This window comes from Thalassoroseus pseudoceratinae, assembly GCF_011634775.1.
Taxonomy (GTDB): domain Bacteria; phylum Planctomycetota; class Planctomycetia; order Planctomycetales; family Planctomycetaceae; genus Thalassoroseus; species Thalassoroseus pseudoceratinae.
On record NZ_JAALXT010000001.1, the window covers coordinates 233463 to 247430 of the forward strand.

The 13968-nt window shown below is 55.7% G+C and carries 8 protein-coding genes; 4 read left to right on the forward strand and 4 right to left on the reverse strand.

Annotated features, from left to right (window positions below; genetic code table 11):
* The first annotated feature begins 1286 nt into the window (after positions 1-1286).
* The 3 genes from G6R38_RS00825 to G6R38_RS00835 all read left to right on the forward strand — a co-directional run bounded on the left by G6R38_RS00825 (position 1287) and on the right by G6R38_RS00835 (position 6888).
* Positions 1287-2507, forward strand: a complete 1221-nt coding sequence (locus G6R38_RS00825) for a BON domain-containing protein (RefSeq protein WP_166819796.1) — start codon at positions 1287-1289, stop codon at positions 2505-2507.
* Between the two features lie 374 nt (positions 2508-2881).
* Positions 2882-3472: a hypothetical protein gene (locus tag G6R38_RS00830; RefSeq protein ID WP_166819797.1), complete on the forward strand. Its 591-nt coding sequence runs from the start codon at positions 2882-2884 to the stop codon at positions 3470-3472.
* 242 nt (positions 3473-3714) lie between these two features.
* Positions 3715-6888 (forward strand): tetratricopeptide repeat protein, encoded by a 3174-nt coding sequence (locus G6R38_RS00835; RefSeq protein ID WP_166819798.1) that lies wholly within the window; start codon positions 3715-3717, stop codon positions 6886-6888.
* 12 nt (positions 6889-6900) lie between these two features.
* On the opposite strand, the gene G6R38_RS00840 is transcribed toward G6R38_RS00835, so the two are convergent.
* From G6R38_RS00840 to trkA, 4 genes are all read right to left on the reverse strand, one after another.
* Complete coding sequence (locus G6R38_RS00840) at positions 6901-8583, reverse strand: amidase (protein ID WP_166819799.1); 1683 nt, start codon at positions 8581-8583, stop codon at positions 6901-6903.
* Positions 8580-10637 (reverse strand): NAD(+) synthase, encoded by a 2058-nt coding sequence (gene nadE / locus G6R38_RS00845; RefSeq protein ID WP_166819800.1) that lies wholly within the window; start codon positions 10635-10637, stop codon positions 8580-8582. Before nadE ends, G6R38_RS00840 begins: the two co-directional genes overlap by 4 nt.
* A gap of 105 nt (positions 10638-10742) precedes the next feature.
* Positions 10743-11228 carry a DinB family protein gene (locus G6R38_RS00850; protein ID WP_166819801.1) on the reverse strand — a complete coding sequence of 162 codons (486 nt, stop codon included), beginning with the start codon at positions 11226-11228 and terminating at the stop codon, positions 10743-10745.
* A 21-nt stretch (positions 11229-11249) separates the two neighbouring features.
* Positions 11250-12758 carry a Trk system potassium transporter TrkA gene (trkA, locus tag G6R38_RS00855; protein WP_240928013.1) on the reverse strand — a complete coding sequence of 503 codons (1509 nt, stop codon included), beginning with the start codon at positions 12756-12758 and terminating at the stop codon, positions 11250-11252.
* 155 nt (positions 12759-12913) lie between these two features.
* On the opposite strand from trkA, the gene G6R38_RS00860 reads away from it, so the two are divergent.
* Positions 12914-13912: a tetratricopeptide repeat protein gene (locus tag G6R38_RS00860; protein ID WP_206028418.1), complete on the forward strand. Its 999-nt coding sequence runs from the start codon at positions 12914-12916 to the stop codon at positions 13910-13912.
* The last annotated feature ends 56 nt before the right edge of the window (positions 13913-13968 follow it).

Consider the following 13968-nt stretch of genomic DNA (forward strand, 5'->3'; position numbering starts at 1 on the left):
CAAACCATTCACGTTAGATACGCAATGGCTGTGTGGTTGGCCGAACCCGGTCGAGCAACAGCTCTTCGAGTTCACCTCTTGGTAACTATTGGCGAAACGGTTTAGAAACCGCAGGCACCACCAACGCAGGATGACGTTGGGGTGGAGTAGTAAGTTGCGTGAGAAACTGGGCTGTGGCTGCTGTAGCTGACGTGTCCACAGCTTGAAGGTGCCGGGCTGGAGCAAGTCATTGCCGGCTGGCAGGTCGTTGGGCAGGCGTTTTCGACCACGCAGGAAGCTGGTTTGCAGCTCGTGGTGCAGGACGATGATTCGTAGACAACGTGCGTTGCTGGTTTGCAGCTGGATTCACAAGCGGACTTGTAAACCACATGGGAAGCAGCCGGTTTGCAGGAAGTTACTGTATTACAGCTGCTGACAGGAGTGCTGCACGAGCTGTAAACCACTTTCGTGCTGCACGACGAGTAGCTTGGGGTGCTGCATGACGAGAAACAACCTGCTTCGCTAATTCCGGTTCCCATCAGAACCAGACCGAGCGAAAACAGCGACGTGAATAGGGGACCAAATTTCCTCATGGGGAATTTCTTTCCGTAAGTAAGTTGCCGGGGAAAACGCTCTCCACGATTTTCCAGCGATAGCCTTAACCAATCTCTGACATCCGCTTCCAAAGCAAGTTGTCAGAACAGGTTCAACCTCGAACTGAAGTTAATTCAGGCGAATTCTACAGAACACGCAAAACCGTGATGTTAGCTACATCACATAACAACAATTCATCCAGAAAAGACAGGCTATCTGTACAAAATGGATTGTGACCACCGGATTCCAGTCTGTCTAGACGATCGACTCGCATTCTTGGAAAAAACCAGGGACTCTACCGATGCACATAAAGCCACACATCTACTTCCCACTTTCACAGATCACGCAGGGAAATAAATATCCGATCGATTTCCATGGGAATTCAGCCGAGAAAAGCCAATGCCGGACCCCGGACCTCGCCGAAATAATAGAAACAATCGGAATAACCTGACCAAACAGGTGGGGAAACGCCGAAAGTGATTCATAGCGTGTCAAGCTCGGTTTGTCGCCGTGAATGACGCGATGCGGTGCGAAAGTGGTAGCACACGGCCGCAATGTTCCGTTTCGACCAGAAGGCCAAACGGAAGTTCGGTGACAGATGCAACCCGTGAGTTTCGCTACGGGAAAACGGACATTGTAGGCTCCCCGCATGGGGGCGGGACGGAGACGGCCAAGTCGGTCGACTCCATGCGAGAACAAGCAGGAGATTCTTCATGCTCAGGTATCGGAACTGGATTCTCGGATTGGGAATCATGGCCGCCCCCGGTGTCGTCTGGGGTGGGCCGAAAGACTTCCCAACAGCACAGCGGGCAACATCTGTGTCGGCCGAGGAACGTAACCAACGGTTGGCAGACGACGTGGCTTCCGCCCTGCGGTCAGCCCGTTTGGCTGGTTCCAACATTGACATTGTTTGCGGCAACGGCGTCTGCAAATTAACTGGTCAGATTGCCAACGCTCAACAAAAAGCGATGGCGACTCAACTGGTCAGCAAAGTCCCCGGCGTCACCCGCGTGGACAACCAACTGGCTTTGATGACCGGACGCGCTCCGGTTCAACAAGCCGGTTACAACCCATCAGAGAAGAGCAACTTCGTTCAACAAGTTGGTTTCACCAAACCATCTTGCGGAACGAGCGGTTGTGCGGACCCATCTTGCTCCAGCTGTGGAACGGCACCGGCTATGTCGGCGTTTTCCGCACCTGGGGCACCGTCGAGCGGAATCATGCAAGCTTCCGCGAACTCCGCACCGAAAGTCGGCAACCAAGAAGTCGCCGAGCGAATCGGTGTTGCGTTGCGGCAAGCCAACTTGGGTGACCAGCCCCTCGTGATCCGCTACAAGAACGGCAAAGTCGTGTTGGCCGGTTCGGTCGCCACGGCTGAGCAAAAAGCTCTCGCCGAGCAAGTTGCCGGTAGCGTTTACGGCGTCGGCCAAGTCGAAAACCAAATCCGTGTTGGTTCGGTGATGCAAGCATCCGCCTACCAACAAGGTGCCGGTGGAGCACCGTCCGCACCGATGCCAATGGGAACCCCACCAATGCCGCCAACGGCCGGTGGATACCCAATGCCAGGTGGTGGTTACCCCGGAGCTGCACCCGGAATGGGAATGGGATATCCTGGTGGACCTAGTGGCATGCCTGCCGCTCCGCCACAGTACGGAATGCCGGGACCAGGAGCGAACCCCACGCTCTACAACAACCCCGCCATGCCTCCGTACGCTTGGCCAGCCCAAGCTCAATACCCGAACTCTGCCGCGATTCAATATCCGAAGAATTACTCGGCGAGTGCCTGGCCTTACATCGGACCATTCTACCCCTACCCGCAAGTCCCGCTGGGATGGCGAAAAGCCAGCTTGGAATGGGATGACGGACACTGGATGCTCGACTTCGACTCCAAGACCGATCGTTGGTGGTGGTTCGTGAATCCGAAGAACTGGTAAGCGTCCGCAAACCGGTCGGATCACGCAGAATACAGAACGCCTTCGGCTGCTGCCGGGGGCGTTCTTTGCATTTACGGAAGATGTTTAGCCGTAATGCTTTGCGTTCGAGAAATTATTCTCGTTTCGATCGGCAAAATCCGGACTTTTCCCCCAAGTTATCGCACGCTTCCACACGATATAAATGATGCAAGCCCAATTTTCGGGCGGTACTTAATCGCAACGAGACACAACGAATGACGATCTTCAAGCGATTCACAAATTGCCAACCCAACCAGACATCGCAGGCCGCTGGGCCTGATGAACGATCATCACATCTCGACCAGAGACTCCGCCAAGAATCGTATGGGCGGGACGACCAATCACGGAGGGATCCCATGACACGTTTTCAGCAACTGGTCCGGCGGTCGGTCCTGGTCCTTGGACTGTCGACCGCCCTGATCGGAGCGAGCGGCTGTAAGCTCGTTGACGGCTTTTTTGAAGTCCAATCAGCGTTTTCGACATTCTGGAAGACCGCACCGTTCATTCCAGTCGGTGCGTACTTCAGTCAACGAATCGAAGACGTCTACCACGAGGAAGAGCGATACGGTCGCGTTCCTGTGCTGGACCCGGTCGAAGGCGAGAACGCACCGCTGTTCTGTCTCGATCCGCCAAGCCCAGATGAAGTCGTGCGAGCGTTGCCAGCATCCGAAACCGGTGAAGGCGGTTATGCCTTCCTCGCGGAAACGCAAATCAACAACGTGCGAATCGTGGTTGAGCCGATTGTGGACCGCATCGACGAATGTAAGTTCTATCCGCTCGTCGGACCGGCTCGCTTGCATCACTGTCACTACAAGTGCACCGTGTACTACGACAAACGAATCCGCTCGGACTGGCCGATTCCCTTCAGCCACGAAGACGCAACCGAATCAGTGGTCTACATCGACCACGACCACTTGATTCGCTGTGCCGGCCCAGTGGTTCGCTGAGCTTGAAAGGCACGATCCAAAAACGTGAACGCCTCGGGGTTTTTCCGACTCCGAGGCGTTTTGCTGCGCATACGGCAATGGGAAACGGATGTCGGCAGACGTCGGATCCGGGATTCGACGTTGCCGGATCGACCGCTAGTCTTGTCCCATCACCGGCTTGCAAGATACGATACGGCAAAACAGCGTTCGCGGTTTGGTTTTCGTCGAAGTGCGAAAGCCGGTTCGCTTTGCGGAGGAAAGGTATGAGACCAATTCAACCGACCGGGCGGATTTTGAGAACTCGGTCTGTCATCGCAACTGTGTTGCTACTGAACATCGCGTTGAGCGTGCCGGTGGTTTATGCACAAAGTGCGATCGAAATCTATAACGCTGCCGCCGGGTTCTACCGTCAAGAGCGTTGGAAACTGGCTGCGGAGAGTTTCGGTGAGTTCGCGGACAAGAATCCCAAGCACGTGCAAGCGGAAACCGCTCGGCTGTATCAAGGTCTTTCGCTGACCAACGCGGAAGACTACAAAGCCGCCCGTCCGATTTGGAAGAAATTCGTCAAAGAGTTTCCCAAGAGTGAACGGCGACCGGATGCGCTCTACCGAATTGCTGAGTGCAGCTATATGGTCGACGACTTCCCCAATGCGGAACAGGATTTCAAAGAGTTCTTGAAAGACCACCCGAAACATGAACTTGCCGAGTGGGCGTGGCCGTTCCTGGGAGAAACGGAACTCGAGCTCGACAAGCCAACCGACGCCATTGTGGCGTACAAAACCGCCGTTGAGAATTTCCCGAAAGGCCGTCTGGTCGACGAAGCGCAATTTGGCTTGGCCCAAGCCTACGAAGATGCCGGGCAGTTCGATTCCGCCGTCGAGACCTATCAACAAGTTGCTCAGAAACCGGTTCCATACTTGGCGAATCAGGCGAGCTTCAATCTCGCAACCATTCTGTTCGATCAGGAAAACTTCGCGAAGGCTGCGGAGACTTATGACTCGTTGATCACGAAGCTGGAGAAAGACAATCCCCTTCGCCCACTCACCACGTTAAACGCAGGCTATGCGTGGTATCAACTCGGTGACTTTCGCAAGGCGATCGAACATTTCAAGACCGCCGCGAAGGAACCGTCCCAAACCATCACAGCCGGATATTGGCGAGGGGTCTCCCACAAGTCGCTCGGGGAACACGCCGAGGCAGCTCGCATTCTGGAAGAAACCTTTGCGGCGGCAACCAAGGAGAATTCCGACGCAGCCCCCGAATTGATCGAGAAGATTCGGTTCCATCAGGCCGACAGTCGGTTGAGAAACGAAGACTTCGCAATTGCTCGGGATCTGTTCCTGGAATTGGAACGTCGTTGGCCCGAAGGCAATTACGCTGCGGATTCCCTTCACCTCGCCGCCGAAGCTGCACTCCGCCTGGCACGAGAAACTACCGACGAGAAAAAACGAGCCACACAGTTGGCCGAGGCGACCACGATTGCCGACCGGTTTTCCACCAAGTACCCCGATTCACCATTAAGCGTTCAACACGAATTGCTCTACGGTCGGATCCTGGACTTGAAGGGTGGCAAGGACAATCTCCAATCCGCGGTCGATCGGTTCCAAGCGGTTCTTGACGGAGCAGCGACCGACGAGACCAAGAATTTGGCTCGGTTCCACCTCTGTCGAGTTCTGCAAAAGCTGAAACGGCACGAAGAAGTTCTCACGATTGCCGAACCACTCTTGGAGGAAGTTCGGCAGACCGGGGCGTCATCGGAGTTCATCAGCACATTGATCATCGCCGCCCAAAGTCACCTCGCGGAAAAGAACGACGACCAAGCCATTGCCAAAGCCACGACGTATCTCGAACTCGCTCCCAAAGGCAAGGAAGCCGATTTGGCATTGGCAGCCCGAGTTGTGGCGGCCACACGCAAAGGGGACAAGGACCAAGTCCGCATCGACTTGGCTGCACTCCGCGATCGGTTCCCGAATAGTCCCTTGTTGGCGGAAAAAATTCTTGAGAGTGGTGAGATCGCCTACGACAAGCAAGACTGGGAATTCGCCGAAGAACTTTACGAGATGCTCGTCAAGCTCGGCTCGAAAACGCCGCAATATTCCGCGGGTGTTTCCGGATTGGCGTGGGCACGGTTCAACCAAATGGAATACACCGCTGCCGCCGCGGACTTCCGCAAGTACTTCCAAGAGTTCCCCGATAACGAGCTCCAAGCCGCCGAAGCTGCGTACATGCGAGGGCAGTGTCTCCAAAATGCCGACCAATTGAAGGACGCCGTTCAAGCGTATCAAACCGCCTTCAAGACGTTCAGCCCGGATTCACCGGCCGCGAAGGGTGAAGAAAAGAATGGGGCCACTCGGTATGCGTTTCTTGCTGGTCTCTTGACGGCTCGTGGCTATGAAAAGCTCGACGAGCCCGAGAAAACCGACGAAGCCTACAAAGCGTTACTCGAAAAATTCCCGAACGCCGAGGACTTGGACAAGCTTCTCGACGAATGGGCTCTGTCCAATCTTCGAGCCGGCCGTGAGGCGGAATCAGATGCGGTCTATCGACGGCTGATTCAGGAACGTCCCGATAGCGATCTGGTCGACAACGCCAAACTGAGTTTGGCAGAGAGCGACTTCATAGCCGGAAAACTCGAGGACGCAGCAACTGCGTTCGAGGCTCTGTTGCAGAACGAAAAATCTGATCCGGAAGTTCGAGAGCACGCCACCTACCGTCTCATGGAGATTGCCGTCTCGGACGAGGACTGGGAGACCGTCAAAAAGTACGCATCGCAGATCGAACAGAAATACCCCCAAAGCCCTTACCGCTTCACGGCGAAATTTCGCACCAGTGAGGCGTTGCTTTCCGAACAGAAACTCGATGAAGCTCAAAAGTTTTTGCTGGAGCTGAAAGATCAGCAAACCAACGAAGACGTTTCTCAATCGTATTGGTATCCCCGTGTGTGGGTGCTGCTTGCAGAGACCTACCTTCGGCAGAAAGACTACGACAAGGTTGTTGAAACCGTCGCAGGGTTCGAGAATTGGAATCCGAAGAGTGATCGACTCTACGAAGTCTATGAAATCCTCGGTCGAGCCTACAAAAACCAGGCGGAATGGGACAAAGCCCGTACCGCGTTCGAACGAACCCTCAACGATGAAAACAGCCAAGGCACCGAAACCCGAGCTAAGGCTCAGCTCTTGATCGCCGAAACCTATTGGCACCAAGAAAAGTGGTTACTCGCTCAGAAGGCGTATCTGCAAGTTTACCTCGTCCACAAAGGCTACCCGGAATGGCAAGCTCCGGCGTTGTATCAAGCCGCATTATGTGACGAAAAACTGAATCAGTGGAACAAGGCCAAAGAGACCTATGAGGAAGTGCAAGCTGAGTTCCCAACGTCGCAGTTCAGTCAGAAAGCCGCCAAACGCTTGAAGGAAATCGCTTCGCGAGTCACACAATAGCTGCCCATGTAATCACTCGGCGGTGACCGGCAACTCGGGATGTTCCAAGTGGTAGCCGGTCGCCTGCTGGTAGTGATACGCGATCTGCAATAATTCCTCTTCCCGAAACAAGTCGCCCACCAATCGCGTTGCGACGGGCGTGCGTGTGCCGTTGCTATCCGTATGGAAGCCGCTCGGCAAAGAGATCATCGGATGTCCGGTGAGATTCGTCAGCGAGACCAATTGGCTTCCAAGTAAGACATCGATGTTCCGAAAAACTTCTCGCAACTCATGGACCCACTGAGTCCGAATCCGATTCGCCCGCAGGTATTCCACCGCCGGAATGAACTCAGCGTTCCGGAAAATATCCGGCCAATAATTGAGTCCTTGCGTGTCGCCCGACCGAGTCAGTTCATCGAAAACAGTTGCCGCTTCGCACTCTAAAATAATCAACAATTCGCTGATTGGGCGATCACTCGAAAGCTCCACGGGAATCGTTTTCACTCCCAAATCGCGGAAGACTTCCAATGCCCGTCGGTCTTCGTCGGAAAGGCTCGTTTCGATGTAGCCCAGACGAATCTGGCTGAGCTTGGAAACCGGCGGCCAGTGAAACGGTTCGTCAACGGCGGCGGCATCAAGTCCGTCGGTGCCGTGAATCGCGCCGAGCACAAGGGCACAGTCCTCGACGGACCGGCAGAGAGGGCCAAGCTTGTCCATGGTCCACGAGAGCGTCATGCAGCCATGTCGACTGACTCGCCCGAAAGTCGGCCGCAGACCAGTCGTGCCGCAACGCCGCGATGGGGAAACGATGCTTCCATTCGTTTCGCTGCCGATTGCAAACCCAACCAGACCGGCAGCCGTTGCCGCAGCGGAACCGGCGGATGAACCGCTGGAACCCTGCTGCAAATTCCAGGGGTTCTTCGTTTGGCCACCGAACCAACGATCGCCCATTGCGAGTGCTCCCAGAGAGAGCTTCCCAACCAACACCGCACCGGCTTCTTGCAGTCGTCGGGCAACCGTTGCAGTCGTTGTTAATTGTTGCTCACGAAACTGCGGGGCTCCCCAGGTGGTTGGATAGCCGGGAACCGAAATCAAGTCTTTCGCTCCCCAGGGAATGCCGTGCAACGGACCGCGATACCGACCCGCCGCGATTTCTCGGTCAGCGTGATTCGCCTGTTTCGTGGCCAACTCTTCCGTCAGTGTGACGACACACTTCAAAGCCGGATCGAACCGTCGCAGTCGATCCAAATACATTTGCGTCAATTCCAGCGACGTAATTTCGCGGGTGCGGATCAATCCCGCTAATTCCGTCACTGGTCGAAAAGCAAGCTCGTCGAGTTCCGATGGTCTCGGCAGCGTCGCGGTTTCTAGTGGTCGAGCTTCGGATGTCGAACGTCGATCGGACAAGGCTCTCCGACCAGGAGCCGGTTCAAAAGTGAGCGAAATTGGCGTTTCGTGAGGAATGTGGACCGCTCGCAGGCGGTTGAGTTCTCGGATCGTGGCGGTTGCCGAGCGAGCCGTTTTTCGGCGAGTTTCGTCATCCAGTTCGATTCCTGCAATCCACTCCGCAGCCTGCACCATTTCCGAAGTCACCTCAGCATTCACTGGCAAATTCGCAGCCAATGCACGCCGAAAAACGCCCGTCCCAATACCGGCGGTTGCTAAAGCCGTCAGCACTGCTCGGCGGGTCGGATGTGACTCGAATTCATTGCTCATTCGGAACGGCCCTCGGTTGAGGTGTTTTCGTCGAGTTGTCGTAATTCACGTTCGAAACCTCCCGAAAGAATAGGGAATCGACACCACGTTTTGGGATCGAGATTCTTGTCGTCGACGTGAAATGACGGAGCATAGCGTTCGCGTTTCCATTGATTCCGCGACCACAACCGAAAGAATCGACGAATCCATTCGACAAGTTGCTGGCGTTCGAATTGGGGGAACTCAGCTTGCATGTATCGTAAAACTTCAACCGGCATTTGCTTGTCTCGGATGGCGGCCCGTTCGATCGCGTCGAGCAACGGATAGGGCATCAGATCGTCTTCGTCGGTCTGACCGGCGGACTGCGGACGAAGTTCCGCAGTCGGGGCTTGTCGGGTGATTAGTTCCAGCTCCGGCACGGCTCGACCGGCATGTGGGCCGACGGTTTCCAGCCAGGATAACCAACGCCGCAGGAATGCTTTGTCGATCCCTGCGATGGGACTCAATCCGCCAGAGGTATCGCCGTCCATCGTTGCATACCCGACCGCCGCTTCGGATCGATTGCTGGTCGCGAGCAGCAAGGCATTGTTGAGATTCGCCAGCATCCACACGCTCGGCGCTCGCACTCGCGCCTGGATGTTCTGCAATGTGATGTCGTCCTGTTCCCAAGTCAGTGGACGGCCAATGGCATCAGAGATTGTCTCCCGGTAAGCCGCCGCAATGTTTTCGACATCGAATTCGTAGTGTGTCGCCCCGATGGTTTCCGCAACTTTGCGGGCAGCGTTCCGTGTGACGTCGCCACTGTTGGCGGTCCCCTGGTATGCGGTCGTGAGCAACCGCTGCACGCAATCGCGAACGGTTGGGCAATCCTTGAGTTCCGGGATGAAACTCAGCGTTTCCGCGAAGCCATCCGCCCCTAGATCTCGAACTGCGAATTCGACCATCAATGCGACTAACATGGCACAGGCAGCGGAGTCCGCACCGCCACTGAGCGAAACCACGAAGCCACGGGATCGGCTTTTCCGCATGTAGTCGAACAAGGCCAACGCGATGGCTCGGGTGAATTCTTCCTCTTTGACGTGCGCCCCCGTCTCCCAAGCGTTGAACTCCGGTTCCTTTGCTGCTGGATTGAAGGCGGTATCGCTGACTTCACGCAAGTCATCGTCGTCAACTGTGGGAAATTCAAAGGGCACTGAAATCCGAGAGTGCGGTTCCAGTTCAAGGTCGGGTTTGAAGCTAACCACACGAGCTTGGTTCATCCGCGTCAAATCGACATCCACGACCGCCGACGCCAGTTGAACATTGTGGTAGCGAAAACGACTGCCGACCGTCAGCATTCGACCGTTGGTAGCGATCATCGTGCCGCCATCGTAGATCGCGCGACCAGATTCGTTGCCGAGAAGGTTTGCGTAAACGTAGGTCACGCCAAACGCTCTCGATCCTTCAAGAACGAATCGCTTCCGAACTTCATTCTTGCCAAACGCAAAGTGACTGGCGGACGGGTTGAGAATGACATCCACCCCCGAACCAGCCAATCGACTACCGGGACGGTTCGCCACCCATGCGTCTTCACAAATCTCAAAACCCAGTGAGAACGTCTTCCCGGATTGACTGCGAAACTGAAATGTCAGATCGCCGATCTGGTAGTCATCGAGCCCCCGGTGTAATCGAGTCACCACCTCCGCCGGCCAGGCTTTGAACCAACGGGGTTCGTAGTGGATGCCGTCGCCGGCGAGGTATTGTTTGGCGACGAACCCTTGAAGCTTGCCGTCACAGGCAACCGCAACGGCATTGAAGACGGCATCTTGATGAAAGATCGGCAGACCAAGCCCGACCACCATCCCCCGCGTCTCTGGCAACAGTTCTTGCAAGACATCCCAAGCGGTCTGCCAGACTCCAGTTGAGTGGAAGGCGTCTTCGCACCCGTAACCTGTGATGCATAGTTCCGGGAGGCACAACGCGCCCACGTTCTCGGACCGTGCTTGGGCGAGGACATCGGCAATGTTTTGAGCGTTGTTTTGCCAATCCAATGGCGTCTGGTTCAACGCCGCCGCTGCAACTTTGATTAACTGCATAAATCATATCCCACGAAAAACGTGGAGGTTGTCTCCGTGCGAACAGCTGGGCAAGCAACGCGTCACCCAGCGTTCAAATCGAATCGAAAGAGCCGAAAACGATCACTACTGCTGAGCTTTCCAAAGATTCAACGTGATGTGGGCTTGTCCTTGGTGATGTGGCTCATGCCACGCCATCACTTGAAGCACTTTGCCGATCGACCAATTCCGTTCTCGGAGCGGTTCGGGAACGGTATCGAGTTCCGATTCCTGAAATTTCGAAACGGTCGACCGCAGATGCTCTCGACTTTCATTGAGGACGGTCCGGATGGTGTCCACGTTGGGGATGTCGTCATCCGGCGTGCTGCCGCCTTTGAATCGTGGTATCAAGTCCGCGAAGGCAGGACTCGTTTCGAGAATTCTCTCGGTCGCGAACAATTCTTCCGTGACGCCGACATGCACGAGCTGCCACGCGATGTGTGCCCGTCCCGGACCGGGACGCCAACCGAGAATCTCTGTCGCATTCGCGTGGCTGGCGATCTCATCCAATGTGCCAAGCGTCCGCTGACGGTTGAATTCCCAAATTTTCAATGTGGTTTCAATAATACCCATAAGTTTCGACCTTTGATGGTTCTAAGAATTTGTTGAGGGAATAAACATGTCACGGGTTGCGTCTGCGTAGGCGCCTTGAACGAGAACCACAGCCGTATCACCTGCGGCAAGTTGGTCATCCGCCCCGGGCACACGCACAAACTCGTCCCGTTCGATGGCTGCGATCAGTGCGTGCGTGAGTTGCAAGTCTTTGAGTGGGGCTTTCGTCACTGGGCTGCCTTCGAGAATTTCGACTTCCCAAACTTCCGCTTCGCCAGACAGCAATGTGCGATCTAGGACCGGCCCGGCATCGACAAGCCCAAGGACCTGACGAGCCAGCACTTCACGCGGGCTGACTGCCACATCGATCCCGAGCTTCGCGAGAACGTTCGCGTAGTCGGGCCGACGCACGACACACAAAATCCGACGGCATCCGAATTCGCGAGCTTCAACACCACAGATAATGTTATCTTCGTCCCGTCCGGTGCACGCGATAAATGCATCCGCCTGTCCAACACGAGCCTCTTCCATCTCACTGCGTCGTGTTGCATCGGCGTGAAGAATAGTCGTCTTGTCCAATCGCCGCGACAATTCCTCAGCCCGGTCTTCGTTGGCTTCCATTAGCGTGACATTAAAGCGGCGGTGTTCCAGCAATTTCGCCAAGTGATATCCGATTTCCCCACCACCGGCGACAACCACGTTCATCGTCTTTGGCTTGCTGGCTTCGAAACGTTTCTTGATCGTCTCCACAGCTTCGGTCGTGCCGATTAATGTCACGTGATCACCGGAACGCACGACGTCGTCGGCTCCGGCGATGATCGAACGATTTCCGCTGGTAATCACACCGACTCGCACGCCGCGAGGCATATCCAAGTCTCTCATGGGTACGCCGATGATTGACGCTTCAGCATGCACTCCCACTTCCCGGACTTCGATGCCACCCCGCGCGAAATTCTCGACGGTGAACAAACCCCGCTCCCGAACCTGTTTCGCCAATTCGAGTGCCGTCAGGTATTCCAAGCTAAACAGGCGATCGATTTTGAAATGTCGCCGATAGTCGAATGTGCTCGTGTCCCGCAGGGCAGGGCGGTAAATCCGGGCCACACTCCGAGCGGCTCCCATCGATTTCGAAATGCTCGCGGCAACCAAATTCGTCTCGTCGCCACTTGTCACAGCAAGACACAAATCCGCGCTTTGTACGCCAGCTTGGAACAACGTCGAGACATCACAGGCACTGCCTTGCACACTCTGAACATCCAAACGCTCTTCCACCTCACGCAGCGATTCCGCGGACGCGTCGATAATGCACACGTTGTGGTTGTGCTTGGCTGAACATAACAATTCGGCGATGGAAGTCCCAACCGTTCCAGCACCGAAGATGACGACATTCATAACTGCAATCTCGGGTTTCGTGATGCGAATTCTTCCGCCATTGTCCGCGTTGGCCGTCTCCGCGCCAACGCCACCGCCCCGACTTGGCCCGCCGACAGCCAAAACTCTTGGAAATCCGATCTTGACCTCCTCTGTCGGCGATGGAATTCGTCTATTCACATTCCGAATTCTTCCTTAAACTGCGGCAGAGCCGAATCACTCGCTCTCTCTCAAACTCCTAGAACCCCCATAGTTACGCAAGAATGCGATTTGACCTCCGACCATCCCGGAGTTGTCAATCCATCGCGAGGCACGCGCAATGCGTTCACCGAGCGGTGGACGTTCTTCGTGCGCTCGGCCAAGTGCGTGTTCGGGGATGGCTAGTCGTGGCGATCTTCTGTCTAGTCGGTGGAAATCTCGCGGGGTGTCATTGGCTGCAAGAGTTTTGCGATCGATCCTGCAACGAAGCCCGAATTCTCGCGGAAAAGGCTCACCAAGCTGAGTGCAACGGGAATTTGGATCAGGCGTATCATTATCTAAGGCAGGCAGTTGAAACAAACCCCGACGATCCGGAACTCCACCGGGAAGTTGCTCGTTTGGCGATTGATCGGGGAGATTCCAAAGCTGCGATCGAATACCTGAGATTCGCTACGACGAACATGCCCGACGACTCGGAAAGCTTCGTGACGTTGGCTCGATTATTGGAAGCAGAAGGCCGACAGAAAGACGCGGTGGCCGCCTTGAACGCAGCGTTGGTCGCCGACCCAATGCAACCAACGGCTTTGCTCAAACGGGCCGACTACGCAGAGAAAGCCGACGATCCCGAACTCGCCAGCGAAATTTATCATCGGTTGTTGGCGGTTGATAGTCATCACACCGAAGCTCAGATACGCCTCGCGAGCTTGCAGATCAACGCCGGTCGTCCCTCCGAGGCCGCACCATTGTTACGTGCCGCCGCTCAGTCACCGATTGCTACCGCGGAACAGCGACAGTACGCAACATGGTCCCTGGGCATTGCTTATGGACAACTGGAACGCTGGTCCGATGCAGCGACCACACTTGCCTCTGCTGCGGATTCCGTGTCCGGCGAGGTTTCCGCGGACGATTGGTATCGCATCGCCTATGCTCGACATCGAAGCGGAGACATTCCGGGCACAAAGGCGGGATTGGAGCGGGTCTTTCGGCTCAACCCCGGACACGAAGCGGCTCACACAATGGCCAATTCCCTGCGACTTGAAGTTCCGGCTCCCGACGGCATCCGTCGGATTGGACACAGCGTATCCTTGGTTCCGCCCCCACCGCCCGGTTGGCTGGCTCACTCGGAGTCGTCGTAACGCGGCACGCGTCCGCTGGACGTTCGCATTCGCTTCCGTTTATGCTCAAGCCGATT

Coding starts and splice junctions, on each gene's coding strand:
- nadE (WP_166819800.1), bottom strand. CDS start 10,637: ATGCAGTTAATCAAAGTTGCAGCGGCGGCGTTGAACCAGACGCCATTG.
- G6R38_RS00830 (WP_166819797.1), top strand. CDS start 2,882: ATGACACGTTTTCAGCAACTGGTCCGGCGGTCGGTCCTGGTCCTTGGA.
- G6R38_RS00850 (WP_166819801.1), bottom strand. CDS start 11,228: ATGGGTATTATTGAAACCACATTGAAAATTTGGGAATTCAACCGTCAG.
- G6R38_RS00825 (WP_166819796.1), top strand. CDS start 1,287: ATGCTCAGGTATCGGAACTGGATTCTCGGATTGGGAATCATGGCCGCC.
- G6R38_RS00835 (WP_166819798.1), top strand. CDS start 3,715: ATGAGACCAATTCAACCGACCGGGCGGATTTTGAGAACTCGGTCTGTC.
- G6R38_RS00840 (WP_166819799.1), bottom strand. CDS start 8,583: ATGAGCAATGAATTCGAGTCACATCCGACCCGCCGAGCAGTGCTGACG.